This is a genomic window from Pseudomonas sp. LB3P58 (assembly GCF_054897895.1).
In genome coordinates this window covers 2,601,312-2,619,949 of sequence record NZ_JBUBVE010000001.1, presented here as the reverse complement: position 1 = coordinate 2,619,949, position 18,638 = coordinate 2,601,312, and the positions used below count along the sequence as shown (strand labels likewise).

Here is an 18,638-nt window from a genome sequence, read left to right as displayed (position 1 = left end):
TGGGAGCGAGCCTGCTCGCGAATGGCTTCACCGAGATCGACCTGACACACCAAGGATCTTCCATGGCAAACCAACAACTATTCCTCGGCATCGACTGCGGCACCCAAGGCACCAAAGCCATCATCATCGACGCCGTCAGCGGTCAGGTGCGCGGCCAGGGCGCCGCCGCCCACACCTTGATCAGTGGCGCCAATGGCCGCCGCGAACAAGACACCTCGCAATGGCTGGAAGCCTTCGCGCTTGCCACCCGCCGTGCATTGCTCGCGGCGAAGGTCGACGGCCAGGACATCCTCGGCATCGGCGTTTCCGGCCAGCAACACGGGCTGGTGCTGCTCGACGATCAGGGCCAGGTGCTGCGTCCGGCCAAACTCTGGTGTGACACCGAATCCACCCCGGAGAACGACCGTCTGCTTGCCCATCTGGGTGGCGAAAAAGGCTCCCTGGAACGCCTCGGCGTTGTGATCGCGCCGGGCTACACCGTTTCCAAACTGCTCTGGACCAAAGAACAACATCCGCAGATTTTCGCTCGCATCACCCGCATCCTGCTGCCCCACGACTACCTCAACTATTGGCTCACCGGCCGCAGTTGCAGCGAGTACGGAGACGCCTCGGGCACCGGCTATTTCAACGTGCGCACCCGCCAGTGGGATCTGCAGCTGCTGCGGGATATCGATCCCTCCGGGCGACTGCAAGCCGCGTTGCCGGAGCTGATCGACGCTCATCAAGCGGTCGGCACGATCCTGCCGAGCATCGCCGAACACCTGGGCATCAACCCGCAAGCACTGGTTTCCAGCGGCGGTGGCGACAACATGATGGGCGCCATCGGCACCGGCAACATAAAGCCCGGCGCTATCACCATGAGTCTCGGTTCATCGGGGACGGTGTACGCCTATGCCGACCAGCCGAAAGTCAGCCCGGACGCTTCAGTCGCAACGTTTTGCTCCTCCAGCGGTGGCTGGCTGCCGCTGATCTGCACCATGAACCTGACCAACGCGACCGGGGTGATTCGCGAGTTGTTCGAGCTGGATATCGAGCAGTTCAACGAACTCGTCGCGCAAGCACCCATCGGTGCTGAAGGCGTGTGCATGCTGCCGTTCCTCAACGGCGAGCGCGTCCCCGCCCTGCCCCATGCCACCGGCAGCTTGCTGGGGTTGACGATGACCAACCTGACTCAGGCCAACCTGTGCCGCGCGGTGGTCGAAGGCACGACCTTCGGTTTGCGTTATGGACTGGACCTGCTGCGCCAGAATGGCTTACAAAGCCGCAGCATTTGCCTGATCGGCGGCGGCTCAAAAAGCCCGGTGTGGCGCCAGATCGTCGCCGACATCATGAACACCCCGGTCACCTGCACCGAACAAAGCGAAGCCGCGGCCCTTGGCGCCGCGATTCAGGCTGCGTGGTGCAAGTCCTGGGAAAACGGGCATGAAGACAGCCTCGCGGACCTTTGCGAGCGTTGCGCGAAGCTCGATCCGGCCAGCGAAACCTTGCCGATCGCAGACAATGTGGCGGCCTGTCAGCTGGCCTACGAACGCTATCAACAGCATGTCGCAACCCTTTGAAGAGTGAATAACTATGTACCTGGTGTGTGGCGAAGCGCTGTTCGATTTCTTCAGTGAAGACGATGCCAGCGGCCTGGCTTCAAAAGTGAATTTCAAGGCGATTGCCGGCGGCTCGCCGTTCAACGTGGCGGTAGGTTTGCGCCGTTTGGGGGTGGATGCAGCACTGTTTGCCGGCCTGTCCACCGACTACCTCGGTCGACGCTTGCAGCAGGTGCTGCAGGATGAAGGCGTGCGCCCGGATTACCTGGTGGATTTCGCTGCGCCTACGACCTTGGCGATGGTGGCCGTCGGAGCCAATGGTTCACCGCATTACAGCTTCCGGGGTGAAGGCTGCGCGGATCGTCAGCTGAAACTGGAGCACCTGCCAGAACTGGGACCTGAAGTACGCGGCCTGCACATCGGTTCGTTTTCGCTGGTGGTGCAACCGATTGCCGACACGCTGTTGGCGTTGGTGCAACGGGAAAGCGGTAAACGCTTGATCAGCCTTGATCCCAACGTGCGGCTGAATCCTGAGCCGAATATCGACCTGTGGCGCTCGCGGATTGCGACCTTGGTTGAGCTGGCCGACCTGATCAAAGTCAGCGATGAGGATTTGAGCCTGTTGTACCCCGAGCAGGATCCGCAACGGGTGGTTGAAGGTTGGCTGCAGCATCGCTGTCAGTTGGTGTTTCTGACCCGTGGTGGCGAGGGCGCGACGGTGTTCAGCCGCGCCCATGGTTCATGGTCGGTGCCGGCGAGTTCAGTGAAAATCGCCGACACCGTGGGCGCTGGCGATACGTTCCAGGCAGCGCTGATTACCTGGCTGACGGAGCAGCAGCTGGATTCGGTTGAGGGCGTGCAGCAACTGAGTCGTGAGCAAATCGACGCCATGCTCAAATTTGCAGTGCAAGCGGCGGCGATGACGTGCAGCAAGACCGGGCCGGACTTGCCATATCGCCAGCAACTCACCTGACACATCTGGCACACCTCCTGGTAGGAGCTGCCGCAGGCTGCGATCTTTTGATCTTGCTTTTAATGGCCAAAATCAAAAGATCGCAGCCTGCGGCAGCTCCTACCGGTCACAACACCGAAAAGTTGTAACTCACGATCAACCGGGTCTCATCGACATCCCGGGCAAACTTCTCGTAGTTCGTCCGGTACGTCGCATTGCGCAACCGCAGGCTGACATCTTTGAACGTCCCGCTCTGCACCACGTACTTGAGTTCGCTGTCGCGCTCCCACTCCTTCCCTTCCTGATCACTGCCCAGCACCTTGATGTGATCACCGTTCACATAACGGGTCAGGAAGCTCAGCCCATTAATGCCAATCGCCTTGAAGTCATAGTCATACCGCAACTGCCACGAGCGCTCCTGCGCAGCCGCGAAGTCGTTGACCTGTACATAGTTGACCAAGTACGGATTGGTCCCATCCAGATACGGCATCGAATTGTCGCCGTTCATGCGCTGCCAACCAGCGCTGAAGGTGTGACCGCTGATGGCGTAAGCGAGCATGCCGCTCAGGGCGCGGTTGTCGATGGAGCCTGCACGAGCAGCGCCGCTGTCGGCACTCTTGAGCAATCGAAGGTCAGCCTTGAGCACGCCCTCGCCCAACGGCTGGTTGGCCAGCAAGCCGACGAAGTGCTGACGGTAAATGTCTTCCAACTCGGCGTAGTGATACTGACCGGTCAGGCGCTCGTTGATCTTGTAGTCGAAACCGTACATGTCGAAATGATCGGCGGTGACGTTGCAGGCATAACGTTTGTTCTTGCAGTGCACGCGGATGTCTTGGGAATCGGTGGAATCCCGGGCGGTGTACTTGTCCAGCCGCGCCGCCATAAAGGTCAGGTCCTTGACCTCTTTGGACGTGAGCATTGCGCCGTTGAACATCGTCGCCAGCAAACGACCGTCGTTGTACTTCAGCAGCGGCACGTCCGGCAGCAGTGCGCCGTACTTCAATACACTTTGCGAGACGCGCATTTTGGCGGTCAGGCCCAGTTTTGCGTACTCGTCTTTCGACCCACGCGGATCCTGACCCGTGGACGGCAGCAAACCACTGTTGCTGCTGTCGGCACTGGAATCGAGCTTGAGCCCCAGCATGCCCAAGGCATCGATACCGAAACCGACGGTGCCTTCGGTGTAACCCGATTGCAGATTGAGAATAAAACCTTGAGCCGACTCTTCACGCTTCGAAGCGCCCTGCTCGGTGGACGAGTGACCATCGCGAAAGTCGCGATTGAAATACACCGTACGCGATTCGATTTTCGCCGTGGTGTCGTCGATAAAACCGCTCGCAAAAGCCGACCCGGTAAAACCGGCGCACAGGACTAAAGCGCCGAAGCCGAGTGACTGGCGCGCGGTGATGAGAATAAAGGGGGGACGCATGAAAAAAAGCTCCAACAGTGCAGCGTTTGCGCAAGGCGCAATAAGCCAAAAAAATAGCCTTCGCCCCGGACAAGTAACTTGCCAGGATGAAGTGGACACACAGAAGTGAGCGGCGATGATGGCAGAAGGCTTTTACGGGCTACAGACGACTTTAGTCGGTAAATGACTGTTCGTTTCCTTGAACGAGGCGCTTTAATCCTGCACCATCCGCCCCAGCTTATTCAAAGGACGGAATTAAAGGCATGCTGGACGCGAACGCAACCCATATTTCCCTGACGCTGGAAGGCGTTTCCGTTGACCTTCAGGTACTCAGCTTCGTCGGTCGCGAAACCCTCAACCAGCCGTTCTGTTTCGACATCGAGCTGGTCAGCGCGCGCCCCGACCTGAAACTCGAAGAGTTGCTGCACAATCCCGGCTGCCTGACCTTCGGCGCCACCGGCAAAGGCATCATCCACGGTCTGGTGTACCGCATCGAGCAAGGCGACTCCGGCAAAAGCCTGACCCGTTACAGCATCAGCCTGGTGCCGCAACTCGCCTACCTGCGCCACAACCATGACCAGCAGATTTTCCAGCATTTAAGTGTGCCGAAGATCATCGCTCAGGTCCTCGAAGCGCGCGGCATCCTGGCCGACGCCTACAGCTTCCAGCTCGGCGCGATCTACCCGGAACGCGATTACTGCGTGCAGTACGACGAATCCGACCTGCATTTCATCCAGCGCCTGTGCGAAGAAGAAGGCATTCACTTCCACTTCCAGCACAGTGCCAGCGGCCACAAACTGGTGTTCGGCGATGACCAGACGGTGTTCCGCAAACTCGCGCCAGTGGCCTACCAGCAAGACTCCGGCATGGCTGCCGAGAAACCGGTGATCAAGCGCTTCAACCTGCGCCTGGAAACCCGCACCACCCGCGTCAGCCGCCGCGATTACGACTTCGAAAAACCGCGCATCCTTCCCGAAGGCGCCGCCAAAAGCGAATTCGCCCCGGACCTGGAAGACTACGACTACCCCGGCCGCTTCACCGACCGCGAACGCGGCAAGCAACTGGCGACCCGCGCCTTGGAACGCCACCGCAGCGACTACAAACTGGCCGAAGGCAAAGGCGACGAGCCAACCTTGGTCAGCGGCCACTTCCTGGCCCTCAGCGAACACCCGCGCGCCGAGTGGAACGACCTCTGGCTGCTGCTGGAAGTGGTGCACGAAGGCAAACAGCCGCAAGTGCTCGGCGCAAACGTCACCAGCGACGTCACCCAGAACAAAGACGATTTCCACCAAGGCTACCGCAACCGCTTCCTCGCCACCCCGTGGGACGCGCACTTCCGCCCTGCCCTCGAACACCCCAAACCCAAAGTTCTGGGCAGCCAGACCGCCATCGTCACCGGCCCAGCAGGTGAAGAAATCCACACTGACCAATACGGCCGCGTCAAAGTCCAGTTCCACTGGGACCGCGAAGGCCAGGCCGACGACAACACCAGCTGCTGGCTGCGCGTCGCCACCGGCTGGGCCGGAAGCGCCTACGGCGGCATCGCCATCCCGCGCATCGGCATGGAAGTGCTGGTGTCGTTTATGGAAGGCGACCCCGACCAACCACTGATCACCGGCTGCCTGTACCACAAGGAAAACGTCGTCCCGTACGATTTGCCGGCGAACAAAACCCGCAGCACCTTCAAGACCCTGAGTTCACCGGGCGGCAACGGCTACAACGAGTTTCGGATTGAAGACAAGAAAGGTGCGGAACAGATTTATCTGCACGCCCAGCGGGATTGGGATGAAAACATTGAGCATGACCAGAAGATCCGTATCGGCAATGAGCGGCATGACACCGTTGAGGCGAATGTTTTAAGCGAGTTCAAGGTTGAAGAGCATCGGATTACCCATCTCGACCGCAAGACTGAAACTCGGGCTAATGATCACCTGACGGTTGCCGTTACTCAGCATGTGAAAGTGGGGACGGCGCAGTTTGTCGAGGCGGGTCAGGAGATTCACTACAACGCTGGGGAAAAGGTTGTGGTTGAGGGTGGCATGGAGCTGACGGCCAAGGCTGGCGGGAGCTTTGTGAAAGTTGATGCGGGGGGCGTGACCATTAGTGGTGCGCAGGTCAAGGTTAACTCGGGGGGTGGTCCGGGGTCGGGGACGCCTGCTGCGCCGTTGTTGCCAGGACCGATGAAGGTGGCGGATGCGGATAAGGCCGGCAAAGTCCCGATACCACTGCCAAAACGCCTGAACGAGTCCGGCATCACTCCGTTGTGCGGAAAACAGAGCAACGGCGCCTGCAGCCGTAAGGATTGCACATGCATGTAAAAGCGTTGAACGCCCTCCTCGCCGAACCCCGCCATTCGTTCGAGCAACTGCCAAGAGAACCGTCGAGCCAGACGCTGTGCTTCATCATCGACCGCACCCGCCAGCCTGAGGCCATGAACCGCCTTTACCGTGTCGGCGAACCGATGAACTCCCAAGGCTTGTTCATCGGCACCGATTTCGCCGAGATCGCCGCTGACGGCCCCTTGTGGCTCAACGCTCCATGGGGCAGCCGCCTGGCCGCCGAAGCTGCAAAGCTTTGTGAAGAAAACTTTTCCGGCATCGCCCTGACCACTGACGACCCAGCCAAAGCATTGGCCCATGCACGCTGGCTGTTACGCGCCAATGACGGCTCCGGCGGCCAAAGCCTGCTGAGCTATCACAAACCAAGCCTGTGGGCCGCACTGGCCTACACCGCCAGCGAAACCTCGCACCAGCTCTTCGGTCCGTGGCATCACGTCTACACCCCTGCGCCGACTCATTTCGGTGCTGGCAACGGTAATTGGTTGAGCTGGCGCCCAGTCTCAGAACTCGAATGGCTGGGCGACGTCTCAGCGTTCAACATCCCGGACGATGCACCAAAGGTTCAAGAGCGATTGGGTTGGGTCTACTGGGTCGATGAGCAATACGCCGCATTTGGCGAGCCGACTGACGAAGAGCTGCCCAATGTCGCGGAAAACCTTGATGTGCTGGTCAATCACAACATCTACGAAGGCCGGCATTTACTCAAACTGGCCCACATCGCCAATGGCCCGCTGCTCGAAACACAGCCCCAGGCCATGGCCATCCTGCAATCCAGGGAAGAGTCGTTCATCAAGGTTGAACAGCTGAAGCAACTCGCTACCAGCGCCGCCTGATGAACCCGTCCGCGTAACGAATGAATGGAAGCATTTATGGAATCCAATACCAGCGCTGTACCCAAGGCCGACTTCTCTACTCCCGCTACACAGCCATCGGCAGGCACCGCCCCCGTCGAAAAACAGCCGGCTCAAGAACTAGATCCGCAGCCGGAAGCACCTCAAAGCTGCTCGAACGCTTTCGACAAGGTAAAAACGCCCTGCTCGACGACTTATGGCGAAGTGATTTACGCCACGAAAGAAAAGATGTTCTACCTGCTGCCCGAAAAAGCGGCGAGTTCCATTAAAGAAGCGATGAATGAGCTGGAACAGCATGTCAGTGCCAGCAAATCGCCAGAGGAACGGCTGAAAGGGATGAATGCAACAGGACTGCTGGAGTACTTTCTGGAACCCAAGCTGACAAATTTCCTGAAAGGTGAACAACAAAGCAGGATGCTGGAGATTGAGGCGCAAGAGCCAGATATCGCGCAGCCGACAATGGCAATGCGCTTGAAGGCAGTCAGCAGAGAAGCTGCAAATGCAGCCAAGCTCGACAAAATGCCTGATCAATCCGATTACTCCCGCAATCGTGAACTGGCCAACCAGCAACAGGACAGCTTGCTTGAAGCCAACAATCAGGGACAAAAGCTACAGAAGCTCTATCACGAGTGGACGAAGCTGAAAAATATCGCTGTCGCTCAAGCTAAGGAAGAAGGTTACTTCTATGAAAGTGGCAACCTGTTCTCGCCCGGCGCTATAGAGGCACGCAAACGCGTACAGACCTACCTGAAGGCTCGCCAAGCCCTTACGGCGAGCGGAAAGCTGACCACGTTGAAGGAAGAAGACTTCAAGAAAAACAAGAAGGCTTATGCCGACGCTACCAACTGCGTAATCGACGGCAAAGCTCGCATGTGCAGTTACTTGGAAGGCGTCGCCAGTGACCGCAAAAAAGTCGAAAAAGACTTCGCCGCCTATATTGATTCGATTTTTAAGGTTGCAGATTACGGCTTGGCATTGCCGGAGTTCGCATTCATTCCAGACACCGGAGACATTAGCGCTGGGGTCGAGAAGTTCAAGTCGTATCTTGAGATGGAGCAGCAGCAAACAAAACTCAGTGAGCAGATTCGATCGAAATATAAAGCTTGGATCGACGCGAGCGGTCAAAACGTCGCCGCACCCGCAGGCATCGTGGAGGCAGAGGAAGTTGAATGGCAGCGTATTCAACAGGCTCGTTTCCAGCTTCGGGAAGACGCTGAAGCTGCCGTCGCTGCTGCATTGCCACTACGACATCTGCTTTGGGAACCTGAACAGTTCCAGCCAAAGCCTGAAGAGCGCCTGGTCAAGGCGGGTTTTCCGCTGCGGGAAGTTGCCCTTTTCAACAGTCCGAACTCGGCCTTGAAACACTTGAGTCTTCTGAACCTGGAAGGCATCGAAAAATCGTTGAAGAAAGACTGGAGTGAAGTCGGCGCCAGTGCAAAGAAAGGACTGAGTAAGAACCCCGGCGATAGCACTGCTAAAGCGGGAACGGATACCGAAGACAACCCTTTCCATGAGTGGCTACGCCTACAAGGCGCCGTAGCCATCAAGGACCAACAAAGTAACTGGTTTGACGAAAAGGGTTGGTTTGATGTTGAAATCTTTCTCACCTACCTGAAATCGAAAAATTATAAAGTCGACACATTGGATGACGAAGGCGCGCGCAAAGCCTGGGGCTTGCGCCTGCGCCAGCTTCTATTCAAAGAAGAGGTCCGAAGCTCCCTTCGACTGTTCGACAATAGCCCGCAAGCGCAATTGGTTCGGTGCCTGACACCACCTCAATCGTCAATCCATGTCTCTGCAAAGGTCACCGCCCCTAGTTTCAGCGTGGCGGATAACTTCAAGGCATCTGCCAAAGCAGAAGTGAGCTTAGGTATCGACCTCGCTCGTGGCGAAGTCGAGTTGATGAAACTGGATCTTCCGGGCAGAGATCAGGCCAAAGACATCCTGATTCCGTACCTGGATTACGAGAAAAACCGCAAAAATTTGAATCTTGGCAGGTTCTCCCTTCACTTGGGAGCCAGAGCTTGGGGCTATACCGGCGCATCCCTACTCCTTTCATCCAGCGTGCAGCTAGGGCGAGCCAACGTACAAGGCGGTCTAAATCTACCAGAAATCAAGGATGCCAAACGGCCAGAAACCTCTAAAGCAACAGCCGCAACGGTACGCAGTGGGCAAGAACTTACCGGGGACGCAGCGAAAGTCAGGATCGAAGACGCTGGTAAAGCGGAGTTCAACCTGTTCGCCGGTGTACAGGCAGGGATCTTGTTGACCGGTGCGTTGAACTGGGCACCTCCCAAAGAAATCGCAGCCCTGCGCACCCCACCTGCACCGGGAATGGCAAACAGTGCAAACAACGCGAAAACCAGTCAATGGTTCAGCTTGGCGCGACTGACAGCGGGCTTCACCGCTGCATACGGCTTGGGGGTAAATGCCGATGTCGCCATTTCTCTGAACGAAGGCCGCTTTATCATGCGGTTCAAGGCATCGCTCATCGTCGGACCGGGGGCTGGTGGGGAATTCCAGTTCGAAGTGGGTTATGACGGCGTCACCGACCTGATCAACTTGCTACGCCGCGAAATGCATAAAAACCAGGATAAATCCCTGATATTTGTGACCGATGAGGCAGCCGACTATATCGACAAACTAAACTTCCTCGGTGCGGCAGGGATGGAAGTCGCCATGGTTTATATGGTCGGTATTGATATGGTGATGTCTTTGTATGAGGCGTTGACTGGTGGTGGTCGTGGTGCATCCATTGCGCATTCCATCATGACCTACCGCCAACAAGCAGAACTTGAAAAATGGTTCCTGACTGCAACGCCTGGTGCTCTTGGTCCTATGTTGATGACGCTTGTTTCGGCGGCGGAATCTTTCAAAATTAGAGAGTATGTGACTGTAGGTACGGAATCCAAGCCTGTTGAAAAAGCCTATACAAAAGATCAATGCCATTTACTCCAACAGCAAGCCGTTGAGCGCATACTTGGTTGGATTTTGAATCAAGCCAAGGCGCAAGGAACGATTCCTCTAGCGCAAGCGCAGTTTGAAGAAGCATGTATGAGCATGAATCGATTTGGTACAAAAGCTTCGAGCAATGCGGAGCAAAGCTACTGCGAGAATAGATTGAAAATGGACAATTTTATGTCTGAAGCAGTTCAAAGGCTATTTGGTGACCAAAACGATGAAATGCGCGCAAGATACAAAACGCACGTAAATACGCTCGGAGCGCGCCTAGACGGGTCATGTCATCGCGTCCAATATTACGGAAGGACTTTTGTACCGGGTGGAAAAGCAACCTACATTGGCAAAACCCAGTAACCCAAGGTGAAAAAAAATGTTACTCAAGCCTCTTTTTACTGCAACGCTATTTTTATTGGCATTTACCAACAATGCATTTGCACAACTTTCACCCGAGCAACAGATTGCTAAAACCCAAGGAATCACCCTTTACAACCAGTACAAAATAGCCGCACCAGAGTTACGTATTGCAGCTGAAGCTGGAGATGCAGAAGCACAGTTTTATTTAGCCGAAGAACTGCGCAAAGAAAAACAGCTTATGACCGCCGAAGCTCAAAAGTGGTACGAAGCTTCTGCTGCTCAAGGCGACTACTACTCAATGTTTCAGCTCGCCACAGCTGGTGGGGACCTATGTGCGGTGGCAAACAAATGCCCCTATGGGATTAAAAGTGCTGGTGATTGGTTAGAGTTATTAATAAAAACGGCGGAGCCTCGGGCTATGAAGGGGGATGGCGAAGCAATGGCCATCATGTATAACGCAAAGTCTGATCTAACATGGCTAGAAAAATCGGCAGAAGCAGGCTACGCCCCGGCACAATGGCTGTTAGCCAATCGTTATTCGGAGGGAGAAGGTAGTTTTTTACTACCGTGGAATCGTAAATCCGCCGAAGAGAAGTGGTTGAAAGCATCTTCCGAAGGTGGAAACCCAAAGGCCATGATCGAATACATTTCTATTTTATATGAGCGTGGTGATATGGAAGGCGTTCGTCATTGGCTTGAGATCGCTGCAAAAACTGGTTACCAAGACGCTGTAAGTAGCTACGGCGCTTATCTTTCTCATACCCCTGATAAAGTCGGATACCCTATCGACCTCATAAAAGGCTATGCACTGGTATCGTTGCTGAAAGAGCTAGACGGAGGTGGTAACGTCCTAGCTTATGTCGAAGGAAAACTTCCTCTTATTTCGGAAAAGATGACGCCAGAACAAATTACCGAAGCCAATCATTTTGCTAAAGAGTGGAAAGCCACACACCCACCACTGTCCTTCTACCCAGAAAAATTAGGCCTGTAACTTTGAGTTCCAGAATCTATCCATGGACGCATCAAGGAACACAACCGCGTCTAAAGGCACATTCTATAAAAACCAGCGTCGCACTAGCAATTTCTATTCTATTTATGATGAGTTGCCACGCCCAAGCAGATCTTACCCCTCAGCAGCAACTGAGTAAAATTCAGGGCTTGGCCCGCTACAATCAATACAAAATTGCTACTCCTGAACTCACGATCGCGGCAGAAGCGGGAGACAGAGAAGCCCAATTTTATTTAGCGGAAGAGTTACGTCAGCAGAAGCAATACATTACCGCAGTCGCCCAAAAATGGTACGAAGCCGCGGCGGCGCAAGGTGACTACTATGCAATGTTTAAACTTGCGACATCAAAAAGTGACTTGTGCAGCACGCTGAACAACTGCGCTAAAGGCACGAAGAACCCAGGTGAATGGCTCGAGCATCTATGGAAAATCGCTGAGCCTAAAGCGAATAGCGGTGACGGCGAAGCGATGTACATCATGTATCTCGCTACAACCAAATTAGACTGGCTTGAAAAATCAGCTGAAGCTGGCTATGCACAAGGGCAATGGCTACTGGCAAATCGATATAAAGAAGGAGAAACGTTTTTTTTACCCTGGAAACGTCAAGAAGTAATTGGGCAGTGGTTGAAGGCTTCCGCAGAAGGTGGTTTTTCAAAAGCAATGCTTGAATACTCAGCATACCTTTATGAGAACGGAGGTGATCTCAGCGTTGCTCGTCATTGGATTGAAGAAGCAGCAAAAACGGGGTATGAAACAGGTGTGAGTAGCTATGGTGCTTACTTGGCACACGCGCCATCACTTTACGATTTTCCGCTCGACTTGGTTAAAGGGTACGCGTTGACATCCCTACTCACCGAGCTCGATGGAGGAGGAAACATCAAACCCTATGTGGACGAAGTCCTACCCGAAATAGCAGCAAAAATGTCCCCTGGACAAATCGATGAAGCTAAGATACTTGCGAAAAAGTGGAAAGACTCTCATCCACCACTTTCATTTTATCCTGACAAACTTGGATACTGAGAGACCAATAGCTTGACGACTAGAGCTCAGTTGCGGGCCGACTTTTCCTGAAGTAATTATTTTTTGCAGATATATCGCCGACTTTATCGTCGACGCTTATAGAAAAAGTGAGTCGCATGTGCCTATGAAACGTCTCCGAATAATCGCTCTGTTCGCACTATTTTTTTCAGACTCTTCATGCGCAGGCCTCACCGTTGTTGAGCAAGCAGCAAAAGCTCGGGGATTGATGCTGTTCAATCAATACAAAGCTGCCCAACCCGAATTGCGGATTGCAGCAGAAGGCGGAAATGCAGAGGCTCAATTCTATTTGGCCGAAGATCTGCGTAAAGAAAAGCAATATATCACTACCGAAGCCTATACATGGTATGAGGCTGCCGCTGAACAAGGTGATCTTTACGCAATGATCCGACTTGGCAGGAGTAACAGCGATCTATGCAGGACCATGAACAACTGCCCAAGTGGAAAAAAGAAACCAGAGGAATGGTTGGCAGAAGCGACAACGATCGCACAAGAAAAAGCTGATCAAGGTGACGCTGAATCACTATATATAATGTATGAATTAACAGCCGACCATAAATTGTTAGAAAAATCTGCTAATGCTGGAAGCCCCGTCGCGCAATATCGGATGGCTATCGGTGGCCGTCAAGGAGAAGGTTTATTGCTACCTTGGAAGCGCCAGCAATCGGTTGAGACTTGGTTTTTGGCCTCTGCAAAAGGCGGAAACCCTAAAGCAATGATGCAGCTCTTTGGAATATACCGAGAAAATGGAGATCTAGAACAGGCCCGATACTGGGTAGAGCAAGCAGCTTCTACTGGATATGAATCCGGCGTTTACAACTATGGCTATTTTTTGGCTGTCGAGCCTAATACATTAGGCTTTACGATGGACAAAACTAAAGGCTACGCATTAATTTCGCTATTGAAAGAACTAGACGGCGGAGGAACTGCTCAGGTTGACGTCGAAGAAACGCTACCGCAAATAGCAAAAGATATGACCCCCAAAGAAATTGAACATGCAACGCAGCTTGCTAAAAAATTGAAAAATGAGCACCCCCCGCTGTCTTTTTACCCTGAAAAAATTGAATTCTAAAATCAGCCCTATACCTTCCACCCATAGGAGTTTCAGTGTGCTAAGTCTCGTCCTTGAGTGGAGGCCAGATCGCCTATCTCTGCGATGTAAAATGAAAAAATTCATTATCGGTGCGTTATTCACTTTAGCTTTATCAGGTAACGCAAACGCACACCTCAATCCGGATCAGCAAGCTGCCAAATCGCGAGGAATCTTGCTATTCAACCAATATAAAAATGCGCAACTTGAGTTGCATATTGCAGCAGAAGCCGGAGATGCAGAAGCACAATTTTATTTAGCCGAAGAACTGCGCAAAGAAAAGCGGTTTATGACCACCGAAGCTCAAAAGTGGTACGAGGAATCAGCAAACCAAAATAACGTTTATGCGATGATACAGCTCGGAAGAAGTGGTGATAATCTATGTATCAACATGGGCAACTGCCCTGAAAGCACAAAAACACCGGCGCAATGGTTGAAAGGCGCGCTAGATTTGACGAAACCTGTTGCTGAAAGTGGTGATCCCGAATCGATGTACTAAATGTATGAACTAACGCTTAAGGATGAATGGCTTAAGAAATCTGCAAATTCTGGATATGCATTAGCTCAATACTGGATGGCAATTGGAACTAGGCAAGGAGACGGTTTCTTCTTGCCGTGGAAGCGGCATGAGGCGGTTGGAAATTGGCTGAAACTATCTGCAGAAGGAGGATACCCCCCTGCAATGATGGAATACGCTGCGTTTATTTATGAAGATCAAGGTGATTTAACAGTCGCTCGCCATTGGATTATCGAAGCAGCTAAAAAAGGGTACAAGTCAGGCGTCAGCAGTTACGGCGCATATTCAGCCCATTCGCCATCGCTTTATGACTTCCCATTAGATAGGGTTAAAGGTTATGCGTTGACCTCGCTACTATCTGAACTTGACGGTGGCGGAGATGTACAGGTTTACGTAAATGAAACTCTTCCGGAAATTGCCGAAAAAATGACACCGGAACAAATTTCAGAAGCTAACGAATTTGCAAAAAACTGGAAAGCAACTCATCCACCCCTGTCGTTTTTTCCGGAAAAGTTGAGCCATTAACGGTGATTAAGAAAACTCTATTTACCGCACTGTTGATTATTGCGTTTGCAAATCCAGCATCCGCCGAACTTTCCTCGGAGCAACGATCAGCAAAAGCGCGGGGAATAATTCTCTACAATCAATACAAAGCTGTTACTGCTACCCCCTTCCTGACCATTGCCGCGGAAGCCGGCGATCATGAAGCGCAGTATTATCTGGGAGAATCGCTCAGGAGGAAAAATCACTATATTAATCCTGAAGCTCGGAAGTGGTACGAGGCGTCCGCTGCCCAAGGTGATCTATACGCAATGATTCAACTTGGGCGCATAGTGAAGGATCTTTGCACACTTTCAGACAACTGCCCTCCTAATCAAAAAATGCCAGTCGAGTGGTTAAATTAAGCTGAAAAAATAGCATTGCCGAAAGCGATCCAGGGTGACGCGGAGGCCATGTATATTATGTACGAATTGACCTTGGACGAATCATGGCTTGAAAAGTCAGCTATAGCGGGCCATGCACTTTCTCAATATTGGATGGGCGTAATCTATAAACAAGGAAAAGGCTTTTTCTTACCTTGAAAGCGAGGAGAAGAGGTTGAGAAATGGTTTAAAGCATCGGCCGAAGGTGGCAATCCAAGATCGATGATGGAATATGGAGCAATTTTGTTTGAGAAAGGAGACATTGAAGGTTATCGGTATTGGAATGAACAAGCGGCTTTTGCAGGCTATGCATCCACTGTCTATGGTTATGGATCAGACCTTGCCCACGAACCGGACCTGTACGGCTTCCCATTCGACATTATTAAAGGATATGCACTTATATATTTGCTGGGGGAGCTAGATGGCGGCGGTGGTTTGCGGGAGATGGCCGAAAGTAAACTCCAAAAAATTGCCGAAAAAATGACATCTGAACAGATAGTAGAAGCTAAAGAGTTTACGAAAGAATGGAAGGCGACTCAAGCCCCCCTGTCATTCTTTCCTGACAAGCTGAATCTCTAAGGCCAATTGGATGTCGCCTGACCAGCATGGCTACCAATCCACAAAAGTAGGAAGCAGCAAAATAGAAAGAATTGATTCTTCCTAAAGTCTTACTGCTTCCACTTTTTTACCGCATAGCGTCAGACCGGCGCCTTCCACCCCATCATCTGCTGCTGCGCAACCAGCAGCAAATCGCACCCATCTTGCGTCAGCAGATAAAGCGCGTGAGTAATGTGCGGAATATCTTGAACATCACCGTTCTTGAAGCATTGGCAATGGAGCGTTTCAAGTAACTGGCTGGCGGCTCGGACACGCTGTAAAGCGGCTTCGAGAATGTCTTGGGGATTGGCCTCGGTGTCGATGACCATTGGGCTTGTCTCGGTAACGCTGCTTTTGATTGAGCGATAGCGATCGGGGAATGGATTTAGCGTTGGCATAGTAAGTTACTCGTCTGTTTTGAAGTAACCGCCAGCACCGTGACCAAACGATGGGAGGCGGACTGTATACAGGCTTGGTCAACCGAGAACAGTAACTCAGCTCGCCCGAAGGCGTCCTGCACACAGCCGCCACAGCAATGCGCCATAAGGACATAGATGTCCGTAAGGCGAATCATGGCACACATATGTGCACTGTTCTCAGGTGACCAAACCTGTTCGCTGATTTTGCAGCGAGGTCAAACAGTAAACGCTGGCAGCTTGCCGGCGAAAGACGACAAAGAGTCCGACCGTGTAGGAACGGGCCGAACCTCCCTCAGTTTTTTTACCTACATGAAACCTCTGTCAGAAACCTCCTCACGACAGGCGGCATTCAGTCGGGTTAACCATCGCTTAACCCCGCGGTCCAAAACTTTACTGGACCGCACGCCCTCAGAGTTCTCTGACGCCCAGTGCGGCAGGTTCGACGCCTAAACGTCGAGCTGACTTTAAGCCTGCATCGGAGATCGTTCATGAACATGCGCACCTTGCTGATCACCACCGCCCTCGCCTGCACCGCGTTTGCCGGCCTGGCCCAGGCCAATGACACTTCGAACTCTCAGGCGGTGCCGTACCACTACGGTATGCCGCTGCACGTGGGCAAGGTCATTACCTTGACCGAACCGTCGACGCTGGACTGCAAAGTGGTCACAGCCGACATGAAGTACATCGATAGCACCTCGGGCAAACCTGCGGAAATCTCCTACCGTAAACTTTCCGACGCCTGCAGTTATCAGAACTGACGGAAAGGTCTGATTCAACACTTTGCGGTATTCCGGTGAGGGGTTCTGGCGCTATGCTCTAGCGCCTCCCCCCACTGCCGCAAGGATTCGCCATGCAGTTATCGTTTCGTACCTTGTCGACCTTTACCGCCGCGCTGTGTTTTCTGCTGGCCTTGGTCTGGGGTTTGATGCCGGACAGGTTGCTGTCAATCTGGAGCATCGAATACTCGTTGGCGGTGGGCGTTGTCGCGCGGCGCAGTGCAATGCTGTTCGCGGCATTGGGCGTGATGTTTTATCTGGTTCGAAACGAGGCGCCTTCGACCACCCGCCATGCGCTGAGCAATGGCTTCATGGTCGGCTGCTGGGGGTTGGCAGCACTGGGGTTCGGCGAATGGCTCAATGGCCATGCCGGTCCGGGCATTTTGCTGGCGGTGGTGGTCGAACTGGCGCTGGGCCTGGCGTTTCTCCAGACCAAGCGCGTGTCGATGGAACTCGAAACCGTGGGTTAAAGCGCTTTTCTGTCTGGATGCAGGGTCTGGGCAATGGTTTGGTGCTGCATGTCAGAGCGCAGTCCAGCGATCAGGTCATTGATTTCTCGACAACCATTTAGCTGTTTGGCATTTATTCCTGTCTTCATTAGATCGAGATGATCGGTTTGACGATCGGAATACACCTTAACGGTCATCGACAGGTCCGGCGACAGCGTGCATTGACAACGTTTCGGCAAAAAACTGCTTTCAATGATATTGCGAAGTTCCAAGGCAGAAAGAAACATGACGACCCTCTCCTTTATGTGAGACTTCCAAGCAACGATCGATACTGACGCAATGAAATCCCCGGTCAGCTTAAGACCAGCTACAGCATAAAACATGCCTTGGATTTCGCACTGCAGCTCATCGGTAAATCAACGATTTAGCGAAACCGCGCGTAAATAGCCCATGCAATCTGCAAGAAAGGCGTTGTGGTGCCCCTGCAATTTGCATACATCCAGCGACACGTTTGCATTGGCCGACCACGCCAGTGAGAATGCGGCCAATCAATTCAGTATCCGCTGACCCCACTCGCACGCAAGGAGGCATCATGGGTTCTTTGACCTGTATCACTACCGTCGGGCTGATTTTTGCCGGACTGTCGACCATCGCTCACGCCGCGAAACTCGAAGAGGTTGCGCCGTTCCCGAAACCCGAGAGCGGTTTCACCCGCCAGGTCATTCATCTTGCCCCACAGACTCAGGAAGACGGCTACCAGGTCGAAATCCTCGCCGGTAAAACCCTGACCGTCGACTGCAATCGCCAACGCCTGGGCGGCATTCTCGAGGAGAAAAACCTCGAAGGCTGGGGCTACCCGTTCTACCGACTGGAAAATGTCATCGGCCCGATGAGCACGCAGATGGCCTGCCCGGACGGCAAAAGTAAAAAGGACTTTGTGCCGGTGGTCGGTGACGGTTTCATGCTGCGCTACAACAGCAAACTGCCGATCGTGCTCTACGTGCCCAAAGACGTCGAAGTTCGCTACCGGATCTGGTCGGCGTCGAGCAAGGTCGAGAAAGCCATCCAGGAATAACCGTTCTATCCCGTTACAGGAGCGCCATTTTGATTACCTGCCACGTCAAATATGTGATCGATCCGTATCAACTGAGCGAATTCGAAGCCTACGCCAAGGCCTGGCTCGGCATCGTCGAGCGTTTGGGCGGTACGCACCACGGGTACTTCCTGCCTTCCGAGGGCGCGAGCAATATCGCCTACTGCCTGTTCAGCTTTCCTTCGCTGGCGGACTACGAAAGCTACCGGCATATCGCGATGACTGACGCCGAAAGCACCGCGCTCGTAGCTTCGCTGGTCGAGAAGAAGTTTATCGTCAGTTATGAGCGGACCTTCCTGCGCCCGCTGCTGGCCTGATACCGCTC

General features: G+C 53.4%; 19 protein-coding genes. 16 read left to right on the top strand and 3 right to left on the bottom strand.

Annotated features, from left to right (window positions below; translation table 11 throughout):
- The first annotated feature begins 62 nt into the window (after positions 1-62).
- Positions 63-1,559 (top strand): xylulokinase, encoded by a 1,497-nt coding sequence (gene xylB, locus ACYZTZ_RS12340; RefSeq protein ID WP_461998389.1) that lies wholly within the window; start codon positions 63-65, stop codon positions 1,557-1,559.
- A gap of 13 nt (positions 1,560-1,572) precedes the next feature.
- Entirely contained in the window at positions 1,573-2,511 is a 939-nt protein-coding gene (locus ACYZTZ_RS12335) for a carbohydrate kinase family protein (protein ID WP_461998388.1), read from the top strand.
- A gap of 106 nt (positions 2,512-2,617) precedes the next feature.
- Here ACYZTZ_RS12335 and ACYZTZ_RS12330 read toward each other — a convergent pair whose 3' ends face one another.
- Positions 2,618-3,919 carry an OprD family porin gene (locus ACYZTZ_RS12330; protein WP_461998387.1) on the bottom strand — a complete coding sequence of 434 codons (1,302 nt, stop codon included), beginning with the start codon at positions 3,917-3,919 and terminating at the stop codon, positions 2,618-2,620.
- A 242-nt stretch (positions 3,920-4,161) separates the two neighbouring features.
- Here ACYZTZ_RS12330 and ACYZTZ_RS12325 point away from each other — a divergent pair, with 242 nt between their 5' ends.
- From ACYZTZ_RS12325 to ACYZTZ_RS12280, 10 genes are all read left to right on the top strand, one after another.
- On the top strand, positions 4,162-6,216 hold the full coding sequence (locus tag ACYZTZ_RS12325) for a type VI secretion system Vgr family protein (protein ID WP_461998386.1): 2,055 nt from the start codon (positions 4,162-4,164) through the stop codon (positions 6,214-6,216).
- Positions 6,207-7,070 carry a DUF4123 domain-containing protein gene (locus ACYZTZ_RS12320; protein ID WP_461998385.1) on the top strand — a complete coding sequence of 288 codons (864 nt, stop codon included), beginning with the start codon at positions 6,207-6,209 and terminating at the stop codon, positions 7,068-7,070. Before ACYZTZ_RS12325 ends, ACYZTZ_RS12320 begins: the two co-directional genes overlap by 10 nt.
- Positions 7,071-7,106: 36 nt before the next feature.
- Entirely contained in the window at positions 7,107-10,403 is a 3,297-nt protein-coding gene (locus tag ACYZTZ_RS12315) for a hypothetical protein (RefSeq protein WP_461998384.1), read from the top strand.
- A 16-nt stretch (positions 10,404-10,419) separates the two neighbouring features.
- The gene (locus ACYZTZ_RS12310; protein ID WP_461998383.1) at positions 10,420-11,394 is read left to right on the top strand and encodes a tetratricopeptide repeat protein; all 975 of its coding nucleotides are present in this window, start codon (positions 10,420-10,422) and stop codon (positions 11,392-11,394) included.
- Positions 11,395-11,396: 2 nt separating this feature from the next.
- A complete protein-coding gene (locus tag ACYZTZ_RS12305) occupies positions 11,397-12,431 on the top strand; it encodes a tetratricopeptide repeat protein (protein WP_461998382.1) in 1,035 nt (344 codons plus the stop codon).
- 124 nt (positions 12,432-12,555) lie between these two features.
- Positions 12,556-13,521, top strand: a complete 966-nt coding sequence (locus ACYZTZ_RS12300) for a tetratricopeptide repeat protein (protein WP_462000668.1) — start codon at positions 12,556-12,558, stop codon at positions 13,519-13,521.
- Positions 13,522-13,612: 91 nt separating this feature from the next.
- On the top strand, positions 13,613-14,038 hold the full coding sequence (locus ACYZTZ_RS12295; RefSeq protein WP_461998381.1) for an SEL1-like repeat protein: 426 nt from the start codon (positions 13,613-13,615) through the stop codon (positions 14,036-14,038).
- Positions 14,039-14,581: a sel1 repeat family protein gene (locus tag ACYZTZ_RS12290; protein ID WP_461998380.1), complete on the top strand. Its 543-nt coding sequence runs from the start codon at positions 14,039-14,041 to the stop codon at positions 14,579-14,581.
- Between the two features lie 2 nt (positions 14,582-14,583).
- Positions 14,584-14,961 carry a hypothetical protein gene (locus ACYZTZ_RS12285; protein ID WP_461998379.1) on the top strand — a complete coding sequence of 126 codons (378 nt, stop codon included), beginning with the start codon at positions 14,584-14,586 and terminating at the stop codon, positions 14,959-14,961.
- Between the two features lie 243 nt (positions 14,962-15,204).
- Positions 15,205-15,558 carry a hypothetical protein gene (locus tag ACYZTZ_RS12280; protein WP_461998378.1) on the top strand — a complete coding sequence of 118 codons (354 nt, stop codon included), beginning with the start codon at positions 15,205-15,207 and terminating at the stop codon, positions 15,556-15,558.
- A 119-nt stretch (positions 15,559-15,677) separates the two neighbouring features.
- On the opposite strand, the gene ACYZTZ_RS12275 is transcribed toward ACYZTZ_RS12280, so the two are convergent.
- Entirely contained in the window at positions 15,678-15,974 is a 297-nt protein-coding gene (locus ACYZTZ_RS12275) for a hypothetical protein (RefSeq protein WP_056740044.1), read from the bottom strand.
- A gap of 509 nt (positions 15,975-16,483) precedes the next feature.
- On the opposite strand from ACYZTZ_RS12275, the gene ACYZTZ_RS12270 reads away from it, so the two are divergent.
- Both ACYZTZ_RS12270 and ACYZTZ_RS12265 read left to right on the top strand, forming a co-directional pair.
- Positions 16,484-16,753: a DUF2790 domain-containing protein gene (locus tag ACYZTZ_RS12270; protein WP_056740042.1), complete on the top strand. Its 270-nt coding sequence runs from the start codon at positions 16,484-16,486 to the stop codon at positions 16,751-16,753.
- A 92-nt stretch (positions 16,754-16,845) separates the two neighbouring features.
- Positions 16,846-17,241 (top strand): hypothetical protein, encoded by a 396-nt coding sequence (locus tag ACYZTZ_RS12265; protein ID WP_461998377.1) that lies wholly within the window; start codon positions 16,846-16,848, stop codon positions 17,239-17,241.
- Here ACYZTZ_RS12265 and ACYZTZ_RS12260 read toward each other — a convergent pair.
- Complete coding sequence (locus tag ACYZTZ_RS12260; protein WP_056740112.1) at positions 17,238-17,507, bottom strand: DUF1652 domain-containing protein; 270 nt, start codon at positions 17,505-17,507, stop codon at positions 17,238-17,240. The genes ACYZTZ_RS12265 and ACYZTZ_RS12260 overlap by 4 nt on opposite strands.
- A gap of 305 nt (positions 17,508-17,812) precedes the next feature.
- Between ACYZTZ_RS12260 and eco the strand changes: the two genes are divergently transcribed.
- Positions 17,813-18,295 (top strand): serine protease inhibitor ecotin, encoded by a 483-nt coding sequence (gene eco / locus ACYZTZ_RS12255; protein WP_461998376.1) that lies wholly within the window; start codon positions 17,813-17,815, stop codon positions 18,293-18,295.
- 29 nt (positions 18,296-18,324) lie between these two features.
- Complete coding sequence (locus ACYZTZ_RS12250) at positions 18,325-18,630, top strand: NIPSNAP family protein (protein WP_033055038.1); 306 nt, start codon at positions 18,325-18,327, stop codon at positions 18,628-18,630.
- Positions 18,631-18,638 lie beyond the last annotated feature (8 nt).